This is a genomic window from Photobacterium sp. R1 (assembly GCF_054600795.1).
Window position 1 is genome coordinate 1 of the sequence record NZ_BAAHZP010000016.1, and the last position, 15,881, is coordinate 15,881.

Sequence of the window (15,881 nt, forward strand, 5' to 3'; positions counted from 1 at the left end):
GAACTCAGACGTGAAACGCAGCAGCGCCGATGGTAGTGTGGGGTCTCCCCATGTGAGAGTAGGACATCGCCAGGCGCTCTATTAAAGAAGGCCACCCGAATGGGTGGCCTTTTTGCGTTTTAACTTTTTCTATAAGCATCAGCTCAACTGAGCATCATTTGATACTTGCTCTCAATCGAAGCTACTCACTGTGAGTTTAATTACGCTTCTCTTAAGATCAGAGGCTGATTCAGACACCACTCTCTGAATGTATCTATGAAAACCTGACTGGGATGACTAGTGCTTTGCTTTTGTCGTCTCGGTTCTGCATCACTGATAAGAACTCCGTGTCGTTATCGTTGATTGTGCTGTAGGCATGCCGTAATAAAAGTCAGCGATGAAAGACCGACATGTAAATACTGCTTGGCTGGCGGTTTAAAATTCGGCTCGTAGGAAAATATGTGAGTGCTACAGAAGGGTTGTGGTGAGATTGAAAACCAGGTATCCGATTGAACGGATACCTGATTTGCTATGGCAAGATGTACGTCTCATTGGAACAGAGAGATTTCACTTCTGAGAGGTTTTCGGCTACGAATATTCCGGCCTGACGCATTTCAGCGCAGCTGGAAGTGACCGTATCCTCGGCAATGCCACGGCAGGCTGCCAAATTGACAATGACCTTAAATGCTCTTGTTGCCTGGAGCTGGAGCGCAGTTGTCTTTACGCAATAGTCTGTTGCCAGTCCGCCAATTAAAACAGTAGTGACGCCTTTGCTGTTGAGCCATTCGATCAGACCCGTACTGAGTTGTTCCTGCAGATCGTGGTAGCAAGCACCGTAGGGGTGAAGATCAGGCTCGATCCCTTTCCAGATGACATGATCATAGTCTGTGACCTCCGGAAGCCCTGGGATGACTTTGAACCCTTGTGTGCCGGGAACGGCGTGTTTCACCCAGGTCAGATCGGCATTCGGATGCGGAAGTGATTGCAGCATCTTGTCGTGGTGTTCCACAACCCAGACGGCATTCGACGGGTGGGCATCCTTGGTGAGGATGCGCCAACTCGCCAATTTAGCCTGTTCGTTGAGCGCTGCTGCAATTTGATCCCCACCCGGAACGGGTAATTCGTCCGGACAAAGCGGGGTAAATGTTTGCTGAGCATCCACATCAATTGCTGCAATCGTCATGATCAACCCCCTACAGGATCTGGTTCAGGATATGATCTGCTTTCAGGCGTCGTATACGCTTGATTAAGCGTCTGACTGGCAGAGGATAGCTTTCGACTTTGTCGATAAATTTATAACTGCCCATTAATTGAGTATGTCGCAAGATTGCGTTGAGTTCCTGCTGTTTTTGCTCAGACAGTAACTCATGCTTGTCATGCACTAAGATGGCATTTTCAAGGTCCAGCTTCCAGGCTCTCGGGTTGAGATTGTTACCGGTGATCAGCATGTACTGACGGTCGACCCAGATACCTTTCAGGTGGAAACTGTTGTTGTCGTGTTTCCAGATATGAATGGCTAACTGCCGGCGAGCAATCGCAGCTTCATTATGTTTGGCAAAATTGCGCAGATTGACCTCATACAGATAAGGCAATCCGGCAATTGTCCGGAACGGTTCACTGGGGGGGATATAAAAGTCATTGGCCGTTTTATCGCCCACAATTAAGGTGATTTTCACTCCGCGTCTTAAGGCACGTTTGACTTCACGGCTGACACTGCGGGGGAAATTGAAGTATGGCGTACAGATAGTCAGCTCATTTTTGGCGCTGGCGATCAGTGTACAGATATATTTATTGAGATTGTTTTTTCGTCGTCCCAGGCCGACGATTGGCGTCAGCCCGACCTGATTTTCGCTGACGGATTCAGGCTCAAAGGAGTAGCTTGCCCGTTGCAGTTCCTGGCGTAAGTCCCGAATTGCATTCCGTAAGCTTTTCGTTTCAGGGCGAACTTGCTGATTCAGGCAATTGACTGCCGGGCTGTCGACTAATGTTTGCTGAACAAACTGAGCCATGCTGTCTGCCAGTCTGGCATTTTTCAGCACATGGTAGCGGTCACAGCGGTAGCGCTGATGCTGAGCGAGATAGACGTCATTCAGGCTGGCGCCGCTGTAGATCACCGAATCATCAATGATGAAGCCTTTCAGATGCAGTACGCCAAAGACTTCACGGTTGCGGACGGGTACACCCAATACTTCAATTTTATGTTCGTATGACGCTGAGAACTCCCGGTAAAAAGCTGCGTTCCCTTCAGATTTTTCTGCGCCAATTAATCCGCGCTGTGCGCGATGCCAGTCGACAAGTACTTTGATATCCAGTTCAGGACGTTTTTGTTTGGCTTCATACAATGCTTTGAGGATACCACGACCCGCATCGTCGTCCTGGAGGTAGAGTGCAACCAGGTAAATACGCTGAGTTGCGTTCGAGATTTCCTGATGCAAGCGCTCACGAAAAGCACTGGCATCCAGCAGTGTTTCTAAATTTTCTGGTTGATGCGCAATACACGGTAGCTGATCAATGAGCTGCCTATTTGCAGTAGCTGAATCCATTATCGCCTCGTTCCGCGACTTATTTGATAAATCTAAAAATTAAGAGGCCAATTATACCAGATTTTAGTGATGGTAAAGTGGCCACAATGGAGCAATTGCTGAGCTTGGGAGGCAGGTTGGTCAATTCGGGCTGTATAGCATGGGTGTGAGTGATTTTCCTGCACTCCGGTAGCGTTGAAGCCGGTTGGCCAGTGTCGCAGGTAAATCATCCTCAGAGACAACTCTGAATCCTGCGCTTACATAAAGCGACTCAAGGTGGCTGAATGCAAAACAAAAACAGCGCATAAATGCCAACTGCGGTTGACAGGCTGCCAGTAAAGCCAGAGCAATTCCCTGTTGCCGGAACGCAGGCGAAACCAACATGCCGGTTAATAACTGGTGATCCTCAGACAGCTGAAAGCGGACAACAGTGACAATTTCTGATGCTGTTTCACCGATCCAGATGACTTCGTCTCTTTTGGCTTTCCCTGCCGGGTAATGGGCCTTGTAGAGTCGATTGACCAGCGGGAATCGAATCGGTTCCAAAGGATGGAAGCTAAGTGTTGTTTTCGTGAAATCTGTCATGGAATTAACTGCGTCACTGCCAGGGATCAGTTAGAATGCGGCCTCCAGTATAAAGCGACGGTTTGAAATTGGTATGGAAGTTTTGCATTCCCAGTCACTGGCTCAATTACATACGTTTGGTATCCAGGTGTCGGCCTCCCGAATAGCCGCTGTGGCAACAGTCGATGAACTGAAGGCCATCCTTTTCAATGAGTGCCTGGATTCATCGCCATCACTGATTATCGGGCAAGGCAGTAATCTGTTGTTCTGCAGTGATTTCCAAGGGACTGTGATTCTGAACCGTATCATGGGCGTGGCGGTCACTGAAACGGACTATGCCTACCATCTGCATGTTGGTGCCGGCGAAAACTGGCATCAGCTGGTCTGCTGGACTGTGGAACAGGGGATGCCCGGCCTTGAAAACCTGGCTTTGATTCCGGGTTGTGCCGGTTCTGCACCCATTCAGAACATTGGCGCTTATGGCGTGGAATTACAGGACATCTGCGAATATGTGGATGTCATGGACAGGCGAGATGGTGAGATGCGGCGGCTCAGCGCTGACGAATGTCGCTTCGGCTATCGGGATTCGGTTTTTAAGCACGCCCTGAAGGAAACACACATCATTGTCGCTGTCGGAATACGATTGAGCAAGGACTGGCAGCCGAATATCTCTTATGGCCCGCTGGCCACTCTTGATCCCGAAACCGTCACGGCGGGAGACATCCTGGAACAGGTCTGCGCGGTACGTCGCGCGAAGCTGCCTGATCCGGCGCAATTGGGTAATGCGGGCAGCTTCTTTAAGAACCCGGTTGTCAGTCAGGAGATGTATCAGCAACTCTCTGCGGCATTTCCCGGATTACCGAGCTACCCGGCTCAGCAAGGGCATTACAAGCTGGCAGCAGGATGGCTGATTGACCAGTGTGATTTAAAGGGGTATCAGATTGGCGGCGCCGCTGTTCATCAAGAGCAAGCCCTGGTGATTGTGAACACCGGTCATGCAACCTCTGAGGATGTACTCCGGCTGGCCCGGCATATTGTGGATACCGTGGCTCATAAATTTGGAGTCCGGCTGGAACACGAGGTGCGCTTTATGGCTGCCAACGGGGAAACCACATTGGATGAGGTGATGCCATGAAAGAGCATGCGACTAAGCTGGCCCTGATCCGCACACTTGCGGACGGGCAATTCCACTCCGGAGAGGCGCTCGGGGAAGTGATGGGGATCTCGCGTGCGGCGATCAGTAAACATATTAAGGTGATTCAGGAATGGGGACTGGATGTCCACCGGGTTCAGGGCAAGGGTTATCGTTTAGCGGCCGGATTTGAGCTGCTGGATGAAACGGCCATTCTTGCTCAGGTCGACTGCCCGTCGCTGTCATTGGTTCCCGTGATTGATTCGACGAACCAGTACATGCTGGATCGGATCGGACAGTTGCCCAAGGGCGCCGTTTGTCTGGCTGAATATCAGCAGGCAGGCAGGGGCCGGCGTGGAAGACAGTGGTTATCTCCATTTGGCAGTAACCTTTACTTTTCTATGTACTGGCGGCTGGATGCCGGGGTTGCAGCCGCAATGGGGTTAAGCCTTGTGGTTGGGCTGGCGGTAACGAAAACCCTTCAGAAACTGGGCGCGAAAGACATCAAAGTCAAATGGCCCAATGACCTTTATTATCAGGATAAAAAGCTGGCTGGGATTCTCGTTGAAATGAGCGGGAAAGCAGGCGATGCGGCTCATCTGGTGATTGGGATGGGGCTGAATCTGACCATGACCAATACGGATCCGGAAACTGTCGGTCAGCCATGGGCGAATCTGGCTGAAGCATGCCAACCCATGCCTGACCGCAATCAGCTGGCCGCAGCCATTATTGCCGAAATGACCGAAACATTGCAGCGTTATGAAGACGTTGGGATGGCTGGTTTTGTTGATGAGTGGGATCAGTATGACAACTTTCTTGGCCGGCCAGTCAAATTACTGATGGGAGAAAAGGTGATTCGGGGAATTGCCCGCGGAATCAACCCTCAGGGTGCCTTACTGCTAGAAACTGAACAGGGGCTGGTCCCTTATCTGGGTGGGGAGATCTCACTGCGTAAAGGTGATTAAATGCAAGACCAGTGTTTAAAGTGCTGGTCTTGACTGGATTCGCTATTTTCTGAGCTTGATGGTCTGTACTGCATGATTTGATCCTTTTTGCAGGATCAGGCTGGCCCGTTCACGGGTCGGCAGGATATTTTCCTTGAGGTTTTTCCCGTTGATTTCCTGCCAGATATTGGTGGCAGTTTTAATCGCTTCTGATTCGCTCAGTTTTGTGTAGTGATTGAAATAAGAAGAGGGATCCTGGAAGGCGCCCTTGCGGAATTTCAAGAACCGCTCAATGTACCAGGTTTGCAGCAGGTCCGGCTCTGCATCGACATAAATCGAGAAGTCGAGTAAATCAGAAATAAAGACCCGATGTGGTTCATGCGGGTAGTCCATACCGCTTTGTAATACATTGAGTCCTTCAATGATGAGGATATCCGGCTGTTCCACCACTTTGATTTCATCGGTAATGTCATAAGTCAGGTGGGAATAAACGGGCGCCTCTACGCGGGGTTTGCCGGATTTTACTTCGGTCAGAAACTCTACCAGGCGACGAATATCATAGGACTGCGGAAATCCTTTCTTCTTCATCAGGTTTTTTTCCAGCAGAACATGATTCGGATAAAGGAAACCGTCGGTTGTGATGAGCTCGACTTTAGGATGTTCCGGCCACCGGGTGAGCAGGGCTTTCAGCAAACGGGCCGTTGTGCTTTTCCCGACAGCGACACTGCCAGCAATGCCGATGATATAAGGGACAGTTGTGGGTTTGGGCTGTGAAAGAAATTCTTCTAACACACGATTACGGCCTTTACGCGCACCGACATACAGATTCAGCAAACGAGATAATGGCAGGTAGATATCCCGAACTTCATCCATGGAAAGGTGCTCGTTTATCCCGCGAAGATTTTCGAGATCCGATTCGTTCAGTGTCATGGTAACCGACTTGCGTAATTCAGCCCATGCCTGCCGGTCAAAGGAGAGGTAAGGTGTTAGGATCTCGTTCATTTTGTAACCAAAATCTCATTCACAGGGAATGGGACAATACAGGATCAATTGACGAAGGGAAAGAGGACATCTTTTGTTCCGATGATGAAATCTGTACACACTTGCCGATGTTTGGTTAATAAATGCGCATAAGGCGCATCAATCTAATTTTTTTTGTGTTTTCCTATTGCAAGCCCCAAATCCATCGCATAGAATGCGCAGCACTTACGCCGACTTAGCTCAGTAGGTAGAGCAACTGACTTGTAATCAGTAGGTCACCAGTTCGATTCCGGTAGTCGGCACCAAAATTTGGAGGGATTCCCGAGTGGCCAAAGGGATCAGACTGTAAATCTGACGGCTCCGCCTTCGAAGGTTCGAATCCTTCTCCCTCCACCATATTCAAATGGTTGAATAGCTCTACGAGTTACGAGTTTGCGGGCATCGTATAATGGCTATTACCTCAGCCTTCCAAGCTGATGATGCGGGTTCGATTCCCGCTGCCCGCTCCACATTTCTCGTGTGCTGATATAGCTCAGTTGGTAGAGCGCACCCTTGGTAAGGGTGAGGTCGGCGGTTCAAATCCGCCTATCAGCACCACTCTCTCTCCAAAGCACTTCAATTCTTTTGATATATACTCTACAAAACCCATGATTGGTTGTGTGGTCGTTATACCACCTAAATACCGTGCCTAGAGGGACTACCCATGTCTAAAGAAAAATTTGAACGTACGAAACCGCACGTTAACGTTGGTACTATCGGCCACGTTGACCACGGTAAAACTACTCTGACTGCTGCAATCTGTACTGTACTGTCTAAAAAATACGGCGGTTCAGCGCGTGACTTCGCATCTATCGATAACGCGCCAGAAGAGCGTGAGCGTGGTATCACAATCTCTACTTCTCACGTAGAGTACGATACTCCGACTCGCCACTACGCGCACGTTGACTGCCCAGGACACGCCGACTACGTGAAAAACATGATCACCGGTGCTGCTCAGATGGACGGTGGTATCCTTGTTGTTGCTGCGACTGATGGCCCAATGCCACAGACTCGTGAGCACATCCTGCTGGGTCGTCAGGTTGGTATCCCTTACATCATCGTGTTCATGAACAAGTGCGACATGGTTGATGACGAAGAGCTGCTGGAGCTGGTTGAGATGGAAGTTCGTGAACTTCTGTCTGAGTACGACTTCCCAGGCGACGACTGCCCAGTCATCATGGGTTCTGCTCTGGGCGCGCTGAATGGCGAAGCTCAGTGGGAAGAGAAAATCGTTGAGCTGGCTGAAGCACTGGATTCTTACATCCCAGAGCCAGAGCGTGCTATCGACAAGCCGTTCATCCTGCCAATCGAAGACGTATTCTCAATCCAGGGCCGTGGTACTGTTGTAACTGGTCGTGTTGAGCAAGGTATCGTACGCGTCGGTGACGAAGTTGCTATCGTAGGTATCAAAGACACCACCACTACAACTTGTACTGGTGTTGAGATGTTCCGTAAGCTTCTGGACGAAGGCCGTGCTGGTGAGAACGTTGGTGTTCTGCTGCGTGGTACTAAGCGTGACGAAGTTGAGCGTGGTCAAGTTCTGGCTAAGCCTGGTTCAATCACTCCGCACACAACTTTCGAGTCAGAAGTATACGTTCTGTCTAAAGACGAAGGCGGCCGTCATACTCCGTTCTTCAAAGGCTACCGTCCACAGTTCTACTTCCGTACAACTGACGTGACCGGTACTATCGAACTGCCAGAAGGCGTTGAGATGGTCATGCCAGGTGACAACATCAAGATGGTTGTTACTCTGATCGCACCTATCGCAATGGACGAAGGTCTGCGCTTCGCAATCCGTGAAGGTGGCCGTACCGTTGGTGCTGGTGTTGTTGCTAAGATCGTTGAATAATATTTGACGACAAGGCACGAAAAAGGGCATCATTTGATGCCCTTTTTCTACGTTCCGCTTCAGACTAGCGTATTTTTTGGTCAGTGTGCCGAGTAAAAAGTGCGTTAATGAATCCGGGCGTTACGAAGGGATTTACTTAATCCTTAGAAAGCCTCGCCACCTGCGAGGTTATTTTCGTCTATATTGAGACAAGTTACAGGTTGGTTGTATGAAAGCGAATGCCGAAAACCAAAGCAGCTCTAGTAATATGGATGGCCTGAAATGGGTTGTTGTATTTGCCCTACTGGCAGCAGCGGTGGTTGGTAATTACCTGTACAGTGATGTAGTAAATGTAGCGTTGCGCGCAACTGCAGTTGTGGTTCTGGTAGCCATAGCTGGTGGTATTGCGGCGCTTACTGCGAAAGGTAAAGCGGCGATCACTTTTGCTCGTGAATCGCGTATGGAAGTCCGCAAGGTAGTGTGGCCAACTCGTCAGGAAGCTACGCAGACAACCTTTATCGTTTTAGCTGTCACTGTCATTATGGCGTTAGCCCTGTGGGGCATCGACGGCATCATGGTCCGTTTGGTCCGCCTGGTTACCGGTGTATAGAGGTAAGAGTTCATGAGCGAAGCTCCTAAAAAACGATGGTATGTTGTGCAAGCCTTCTCTGGTTTTGAAGGTCGTGTTGCACAGTCACTACGTGAACATATCAAGATGCATGGCATGGAAGATTACTTTGATGAGGTCCTGGTACCGACTGAAGAAGTAGTGGAAATGCGTGCTGGCCAGCGCCGTAAAAGCGAGCGCAAGTTCTTCCCAGGGTACGTCCTTGTGCAAATGGTGATGAACGATGAAACCTGGCATCTGGTACGTAGTATTCCTCGTGTGATGGGGTTCATTGGCGGAACATCTGATCGACCTGCACCAATTTCCGATAAAGAAGCTGCTGCGATTCTGAATCGTCTGCAGCAGGCGAGTGAATCGCCAGTTCACAAGACAGTATTTGAGCCTGGTGAAGTGGTTCGTGTGACTGACGGTCCGTTTGCTGACTTTAACGGTGTGGTTGAAGAAGTCGATTACGACAAGAGCCGCCTGAAAGTGTCGGTTTCTATCTTCGGCCGTGCGACACCAGTTGAGCTGGAGTTTGGTCAGGTAGAAAAAAACTGACCAATAAATAATCAAGCATTATTGTCAGGGGCGCGGAATTGGACTATAATTTCGCGCCCTTTCGTTAGACGGGGAGTCTGTTTGCAGAAAGCAGACGTTCGAACCCAAATTAAGGTAATTTAGTAATGGCTAAAAAAGTAGAAGCTTACATCAAGCTGCAAGTTGCAGCTGGTATGGCAAACCCTTCTCCACCAGTTGGTCCGGCTCTGGGTCAGCACGGTGTGAACATCATGGAATTCTGTAAAGCGTTCAACGCAAAAACTGATTCTCTGGAAAAAGGTCTGCCGACTCCAGTTGTAATCACTGTTTACAGTGACCGTTCTTTCACTTTCATCACCAAGACTCCACCTGCTGCTGTTCTGCTGAAGAAAGCTGCTGGTATCAAGTCTGGTTCTGGCCGTCCTAACACTGAAAAAGTGGGTAAAGTGACTGAAGCTCAGATCCAGGAAATTGCAGAAACTAAAGCTGCAGACATGACTGGTGCCGACATCGAAGCATTGAAGCGCTCTATCGCGGGTACTGCCCGTTCGATGGGTCTGGTAGTAGAGGGTTAAGAGAATGGCAAAACTAACTAAGCGTATGCGCGTAATCCGTGAGAAAGTTGACGCTACTCGCGAGTACGACATCAACGAAGCTGTTGCTCTGCTGAAAGAACTGGCTACTGCTAAATTCGTAGAAAGCGTTGACGTTGCAGTAAACCTGGGCATCGATGCTCGTAAATCTGACCAAAACGTTCGTGGCGCTACTGTACTGCCACACGGTACTGGCCGTGACATCCGCGTAGCGGTTTTCACTCAAGGTGCGAACGCTGAAGCAGCGAAAGAAGCTGGTGCAGATCTGGTTGGTATGGAAGATCTGGCTGAACAAGTGAAGAAAGGCGAAATGAACTTTGACGTCGTTATCGCTTCTCCAGACGCAATGCGCGTTGTTGGTCAGCTGGGTACTATCCTGGGTCCTCGTGGCCTGATGCCAAACCCGAAAGTTGGTACTGTAACTCCGAACGTTGCTGAAGCGGTTAAGAACGCGAAGGCAGGTCAGGTTCGTTACCGTAACGACAAGAACGGTATCATCCACACCACAATTGGTAAGGTTGATTTTGACGCTGACAAACTGAAAGAAAACCTGGAATCTCTGCTGGTTGCGCTGAAAAAAGCGAAGCCTGCTTCTGCAAAAGGTACTTTCATCAAGAAAGTTAGCATCTCAACCACTATGGGTGCGGGTGTTGCGCTAGACCAGAACTCTCTGGACGCTAACGCTTAATATTTGCAGAATCGCTGGGATTATGTATAATCCTGCGTTTCGAATTTATGGCTAAGATCCGGGCAGATTTTCTGCCGGGGTCTTCGTCCAAGACCGTAGGTGTTCTCAGAACTTAATACTTTAACCTACGTAGACGGTGCCAGGAACATGATTGATGTATTGTCTTTCTTGGATCTGCGCCGTACAAACTCTCCTGCAATTTTGCAGTGAGTGGGTAAACACAATCCAGGAGCAAGTCCAATGGCTTTAAACCTTCAAGACAAAAAAGCAATTGTTGCTGAAGTCAACGAAGCTGCCAGCGGTGCCCTGTCTGCAGTTGTTGCTGATTCTCGCGGCGTGTCCGTGGGTGCTATGACGACTCTGCGTAAGCAAGCGCGTGAAGCGGGCGTTTACGTACGTGTTGTTCGTAACACTCTGGCTCGTCGTGCAGTAGTAGGTACTAACTACGAGTGTCTGACTGACACTTTCGTAGGTCCTACTCTGCTGGCTTTCTCTAACGAGCACCCAGGTGCTGCAGCGCGTCTGTTCAAAGACTTCGCTAAAGAGAACAAAGACTTCGAGATCAAAGCTGCTGCATTCGAAGGCGTACTGACTGATGCAGACGTTCTGGCGAAACTGCCAACTTACGACGAAGCGATCGCACGTCTGATGATGTGCATGAAAGAAGCTTCTGCTGGCAAGCTGGTTCGCACTATTGCAGCTATTCGCGATCAAAAAGAAGCCGCTTAATAAGTTTGGCTTTTCATTGGTTGCTATTTAAACTAATTGTTGACTTTAAAAGAGAATTGTTATGTCTATCACTAACGAGCAAATCCTAGACGCAGTTGCAGAAATGTCTGTAATGCAAGTTGTTGAACTGATCGAAGCTATGGAAGAGAAGTTCGGCGTTACTGCTGCTGCAGCAGTTGTTGCTGGTGGCGCTGCTGAAGCTGCTGCTGAAGAGCAAACTGAATTCAACGTAATTCTGACTGCTGCTGGCGCTAACAAAGTTGCTGTAATCAAAGCAGTACGTGGCGCAACTGGTCTGGGCCTGAAAGAAGCGAAAGCTCTGGTTGACGGCGCTCCAGCACCTCTGAAAGAAGGCGTTGAGAAAGCTGAAGCTGAAGCTCTGAAAGCTCAGCTGGAAGAAGCTGGTGCTTCTGTTGAAATCAAGTAATTATTACTTAATTTCTTAGCCTTTATGGCTATGGGCTGGTGGCTAAAAAGCCACCGGCCCTTTTGCGCTGTAGGGTAGTGGTGTTTTTCACATTGTTTTGCAACCATTTCCCATGCGTATTTACAGCCTGTAATCCAGTGCTGTCCTGCGACAAACAATGTTATTAGTCACTGCCTCTTACTAGAGGTAGTTAGGATCACTTATCAGCGATCTGAGGAACCTATGGTTTACTCTTATACCGAGAAAAAGCGTATCCGTAAGGATTTTGGTAAGCGTCCACAAGTATTGGATGTACCTTACTTGCTGTCGATCCAGCTTGAGTCTTTTGATAAGTTCATCGAGCAGGATCCGGAAGGGCATTACGGTCTAGAAGCTGCCTTTCGTTCTGTTTTCCCAATTCAGAGCTATAACGGCAATTCCGAGCTGCAATACGTTAGCTATCGTCTCGGTGAGCCGGTGTTCGATGTTAAAGAATGTCAGATCCGCGGTGTAACGTATTCTGCACCACTGCGTGTGAAACTGCGCCTTGTGATGTATGACAAGGATGCACCGGCTGGCACCGTCAAAGACATCAAAGAACAAGAAGTTTACATGGGCGAAATTCCGCTCATGACAGATAACGGTACATTCGTTATTAACGGTACCGAGAGGGTTATCGTATCCCAGCTGCACCGTAGCCCGGGTGTCTTCTTCGACAGCGATAAGGGTAAAACCCATTCCTCAGGTAAAGTGCTGTATAACGCACGCATCATTCCATACCGTGGTTCATGGTTGGATTTCGAATTTGATCCGAAGGATAACGTCTACGTTCGTATCGACCGTCGTCGTAAGTTGCCTGCGTCTATCATCCTGCGTGCGCTGGGTTATACCACTGAGCAAATCCTTGACCTATTCTTTGAGAAGATCAATTTCGAAGTGCAGGGCAAGTCTCTGGTTATGGAATTGGTACCTGATCGTCTGCGTGGTGAAACCGCAAGCTTCGATATCGAAGCGAACGGCACTGTGTATGTAGAGAAGGGCCGCCGTATTACTGCGCGTCACATTCGTCAGCTGCAGAAAGACAACATCGACCACATCGAAGTCCCTGTTGAGTACATCGTCGGTAAAGTTGCCGCGCGTGACTATGTCAACGAAGAGACCGGTGAACTGATCGCGGAAGCGAACCAGGAACTGAGCCTGGAATCGCTGGCTAAGCTGTCTCAAGCTGGTCATAAAGCCATTCAGGTGCTGTTTACGAACGACCTGGACTACGGTCCGTACATGTCTGATACCCTGCGTATCGACAGCACGACTGACCGTCTGAGTGCTCTGGTTGAAATCTACCGCATGATGCGCCCTGGTGAGCCACCAACGCGCGAAGCGGCTGAGCAGCTGTTCGAAAGTCTGTTCTTCTCAGAAGATCGTTACGATCTGTCTGCGGTTGGCCGGATGAAGTTCAACAGCTCTCTGATTCGTGAAGAGACGACAGGTCCGGGTACGTTGGATCATGATGACATCATCGAAGTGATGCGCAAGCTGATCGACATCCGGAACGGTAAAGGTGAAGTTGATGATATCGACCACCTGGGTAACCGTCGTATCCGTAGTGTCGGCGAAATGGCTGAAAACCAGTTCCGCGTCGGTCTGGTCCGTGTTGAACGTGCAGTGAAAGAACGCTTGAGTCTGGGTGATCTGGATGCTGTGATGCCTCAGGATCTGATCAACGCCAAGCCAATTTCAGCGGCAGTGAAAGAGTTCTTCGGCTCTTCTCAGCTGTCTCAGTTTATGGATCAGAACAACCCGCTGTCAGAAGTTACGCACAAGCGTCGTATTTCTGCTCTGGGTCCAGGCGGTCTGACTCGCGAACGTGCGGGCTTTGAGGTTCGAGACGTTCACGCAACGCACTATGGTCGTCTGTGTCCGATTGAGACCCCTGAAGGTCCGAACATCGGTCTGATCAACTCGCTGTCTGTGTTTGCCCGTTGTAACCCATACGGTTTCCTGGAAACTCCATACCGTAAAGTGGTTGACGGCAAGGTAACCGACCAGATCGATTACCTGTCAGCGATTGAAGAAGGTCAGTTTGTCATCGCTCAGGCGAACGCCGTTCTGGAAGAGAATGGTAGCTTCGCAGATGAGCTGATCACTGCCCGTCACAAAGGTGAATCAGGTCTTCACCCACGTGACCACGTCCAGTACATGGACGTTGCAACCAACCAGGTGGTATCTGTGGCGGCGTCCCTGATCCCATTCCTGGAGCACGACGATGCGAACCGTGCCCTGATGGGTGCGAACATGCAACGTCAGGCTGTACCGACACTGCGTGCAGACAAGCCGCTGGTTGGTACAGGGATCGAGCGTGCAGTAGCAGTTGACTCCGGTGTAACTGCGGTTGCTAAACGTGGCGGTATGGTTCAGTCCGTAGATGCATCTCGTATCGTGATTAAGGTCAACGAAGACGAGCTGGTACCAGGCGAAGCCGGTATCGATATTTACAACCTGACGAAATACACCCGTTCTAACCAGAACACTTGTATCAACCAGCGTCCGACTGTGATGCCGGGTGAACCTGTTGCACGTGGTGACGTGCTGGCAGACGGTCCTTCAACGGACCTGGGTGAACTGGCTCTGGGCCAGAACATGCGTATCGCGTTCATGCCTTGGAACGGTTACAACTTCGAGGACTCCATCCTGGTGTCTGAGCGCGTTGTTCAGGAAGATCGCCTGACGACTATCCACATTCAGGAACTGTCCTGTGTGGCGCGTGATACCAAGCTGGGTGCTGAAGAAATCACAGCAGACATCCCGAACGTGGGTGAAGCGGCCCTGTCCAAACTGGACGAGTCCGGTATCGTGTATATCGGTGCGGAAGTGAAGGGTGGCGACATTCTGGTTGGTAAGGTAACACCGAAAGGTGAAACTCAGCTGACGCCGGAAGAGAAACTGCTGCGTGCAATCTTCGGTGAAAAAGCCTCTGACGTGAAAGATTCGTCACTGCGTGTACCGAACTCTGTGTCTGGTACCATCATTGACGTTCAGGTCTTCACACGTGATGGCGTAGAGAAGGACAAGCGTGCACTCGAAATTGAAGAGATGCAGCTGAAAGAAGCGAAGAAAGACATCACCGAAGAATTCCAGATCCTGGAAGGTGGTTTGCTGGCTCGTGTCCGTACTTTGCTGCTGTCTGCCGGTTATGATGACGCGCGCGTGTCTTCAATGGACCGTGAGAAGCTGTTCTCTCAGACATTGGATGACGAGTCTCTGCAAAACCAGCTGGAGCAGTTGGCAGAGCAGTACGACGAGCTGAAAGCTGAGTTCGATAAGAAGTTCGAAACCAAGCGCCGTAAGATCACCCAAGGTGATGATCTGGCACCTGGCGTCCTGAAGATCGTCAAGGTCTACCTGGCCGTGAAGCGTCGCATCCAGCCTGGTGATAAGATGGCCGGTCGTCACGGTAACAAGGGTGTTATCTCGAAGATCTGTCCGGTTGAAGACATGCCTTACGATGAGAAAGGCCAAACTGTCGATATCGTACTGAACCCGCTGGGTGTACCTTCGCGTATGAACATCGGTCAGATTCTGGAAACTCACTTGGGTCTGGCAGCGAAAGGTATCGGTGACAAGATCAACCAGATGCTGAAAGAACAGCAGGAACTGCACAAGTTCCGCGAGTTCCTGCAGAAGGTTTATGATCTGGGCGATACCCGTCAGAATGTGGACATTGCGTCCATGACTGATGAAGAAGTTCGTACCCTGATTGAGAACCTGCGTGGTGGTCTGCCAATCGCGACACCTGTCTTTGACGGTGCGCCAGAGTCTTCAATCAAAGAGCTGCTGAAACTGGGTGATCTCCCAGAATCCGGACAGCTGACTTTGTTTGACGGCCGTACCGGTGAGCAGTTTGAGCGTCCTGTAACCGTAGGTTACATGTATATGCTGAAACTGAACCACCTGGTAGACGACAAGATGCACGCGCGTTCTACTGGTTCGTACAGTCTGGTTACTCAGCAGCCACTGGGTGGTAAAGCTCAGTTCGGTGGTCAGCGCTTCGGTGAGATGGAAGTGTGGGCACTGGAAGCTTATGGTGCCGCTTATACGCTGCAGGAAATGCTGACTGTCAAATCGGATGACGTGAATGGCCGTACGAAGATGTATAAGAACATCGTCGATGGCGATCACCGTATGGAACCAGGTATGCCGGAGTCCTTCAACGTACTGTTGAAAGAGATCCGCTCGTTGGGTATCAACATCGAGCTGGAAGACGAGTAATCCTGACTTCGTCAGGGACTCTTGAATCCGGTATCAATATGAAGGCGCCGCCGCCCCGGC

General features: G+C 50.0%; 14 protein-coding genes, 4 tRNA genes and 1 rRNA gene. 15 read left to right on the forward strand and 4 right to left on the reverse strand.

Features of this window, described 5'->3' with window-relative positions; genetic code table 11:
- Positions 1–75 (forward strand): 5S ribosomal RNA (gene rrf, locus ACYP03_RS20220); the annotation flags it as partial.
- A 433-nt stretch (positions 76–508) separates the two neighbouring features.
- On the opposite strand, the gene ACYP03_RS20225 is transcribed toward rrf, so the two are convergent.
- The 3 genes from ACYP03_RS20225 to ACYP03_RS20235 form a co-directional block, all read right to left on the reverse strand.
- Positions 509–1,162, reverse strand: a complete 654-nt coding sequence (locus tag ACYP03_RS20225) for a nicotinamidase (protein WP_330962001.1) — start codon at positions 1,160–1,162, stop codon at positions 509–511.
- Between the two features lie 10 nt (positions 1,163–1,172).
- Positions 1,173–2,522, reverse strand: coding sequence for a CDP-diacylglycerol--serine O-phosphatidyltransferase (gene pssA / locus ACYP03_RS20230; protein ID WP_248144884.1), 1,350 nt, complete (start codon positions 2,520–2,522; stop codon positions 1,173–1,175).
- A 120-nt stretch (positions 2,523–2,642) separates the two neighbouring features.
- Entirely contained in the window at positions 2,643–3,086 is a 444-nt protein-coding gene (locus tag ACYP03_RS20235; protein ID WP_330962002.1) for a GNAT family N-acetyltransferase, read from the reverse strand.
- 73 nt (positions 3,087–3,159) lie between these two features.
- Here ACYP03_RS20235 and murB point away from each other — a divergent pair, with 73 nt between their 5' ends.
- The gene (murB, locus tag ACYP03_RS20240; protein WP_459781911.1) at positions 3,160–4,200 is read left to right on the forward strand and encodes a UDP-N-acetylmuramate dehydrogenase; all 1,041 of its coding nucleotides are present in this window, start codon (positions 3,160–3,162) and stop codon (positions 4,198–4,200) included.
- Positions 4,197–5,162: a bifunctional biotin--[acetyl-CoA-carboxylase] ligase/biotin operon repressor BirA gene (gene birA / locus ACYP03_RS20245; RefSeq protein ID WP_248144887.1), complete on the forward strand. Its 966-nt coding sequence runs from the start codon at positions 4,197–4,199 to the stop codon at positions 5,160–5,162. The genes murB and birA overlap by 4 nt, the downstream gene beginning before the upstream one ends.
- A gap of 42 nt (positions 5,163–5,204) precedes the next feature.
- Here birA and coaA read toward each other — a convergent pair whose 3' ends face one another.
- Positions 5,205–6,143, reverse strand: coding sequence for a type I pantothenate kinase (gene coaA, locus ACYP03_RS20250; RefSeq protein WP_248144888.1), 939 nt, complete (start codon positions 6,141–6,143; stop codon positions 5,205–5,207).
- Positions 6,144–6,351: 208 nt separating this feature from the next.
- Here coaA and ACYP03_RS20255 point away from each other — a divergent pair.
- The 12 genes from ACYP03_RS20255 to rpoB all read left to right on the forward strand — a co-directional run bounded on the left by ACYP03_RS20255 (position 6,352) and on the right by rpoB (position 15,821).
- Positions 6,352–6,427, forward strand: a tRNA-Thr gene (locus ACYP03_RS20255).
- Between the two features lie 6 nt (positions 6,428–6,433).
- Positions 6,434–6,518 (forward strand) — tRNA-Tyr (locus tag ACYP03_RS20260).
- Between the two features lie 38 nt (positions 6,519–6,556).
- Positions 6,557–6,631 (forward strand) — tRNA-Gly (locus ACYP03_RS20265).
- A gap of 12 nt (positions 6,632–6,643) precedes the next feature.
- Positions 6,644–6,719 (forward strand) — tRNA-Thr (locus ACYP03_RS20270).
- A gap of 106 nt (positions 6,720–6,825) precedes the next feature.
- On the forward strand, positions 6,826–8,010 hold the full coding sequence (gene tuf / locus ACYP03_RS20275; protein ID WP_254589104.1) for an elongation factor Tu: 1,185 nt from the start codon (positions 6,826–6,828) through the stop codon (positions 8,008–8,010).
- 208 nt (positions 8,011–8,218) lie between these two features.
- Positions 8,219–8,599, forward strand: a complete 381-nt coding sequence (secE, locus tag ACYP03_RS20280; protein WP_248144364.1) for a preprotein translocase subunit SecE — start codon at positions 8,219–8,221, stop codon at positions 8,597–8,599.
- A gap of 12 nt (positions 8,600–8,611) precedes the next feature.
- Complete coding sequence (gene nusG, locus ACYP03_RS20285; RefSeq protein ID WP_036751338.1) at positions 8,612–9,157, forward strand: transcription termination/antitermination protein NusG; 546 nt, start codon at positions 8,612–8,614, stop codon at positions 9,155–9,157.
- Positions 9,158–9,282: 125 nt separating this feature from the next.
- Positions 9,283–9,711 carry a 50S ribosomal protein L11 gene (gene rplK, locus ACYP03_RS20290; RefSeq protein ID WP_248144363.1) on the forward strand — a complete coding sequence of 143 codons (429 nt, stop codon included), beginning with the start codon at positions 9,283–9,285 and terminating at the stop codon, positions 9,709–9,711.
- Between the two features lie 4 nt (positions 9,712–9,715).
- A complete protein-coding gene (gene rplA, locus ACYP03_RS20295) occupies positions 9,716–10,417 on the forward strand; it encodes a 50S ribosomal protein L1 (protein WP_248144362.1) in 702 nt (233 codons plus the stop codon).
- Between the two features lie 240 nt (positions 10,418–10,657).
- A complete protein-coding gene (rplJ, locus tag ACYP03_RS20300) occupies positions 10,658–11,146 on the forward strand; it encodes a 50S ribosomal protein L10 (RefSeq protein ID WP_248144361.1) in 489 nt (162 codons plus the stop codon).
- A gap of 61 nt (positions 11,147–11,207) precedes the next feature.
- On the forward strand, positions 11,208–11,573 hold the full coding sequence (gene rplL, locus ACYP03_RS20305) for a 50S ribosomal protein L7/L12 (protein WP_036751330.1): 366 nt from the start codon (positions 11,208–11,210) through the stop codon (positions 11,571–11,573).
- Positions 11,574–11,795: 222 nt separating this feature from the next.
- Entirely contained in the window at positions 11,796–15,821 is a 4,026-nt protein-coding gene (rpoB, locus tag ACYP03_RS20310; RefSeq protein WP_248144360.1) for a DNA-directed RNA polymerase subunit beta, read from the forward strand.
- Positions 15,822–15,881: the final 60 nt, after the last annotated feature.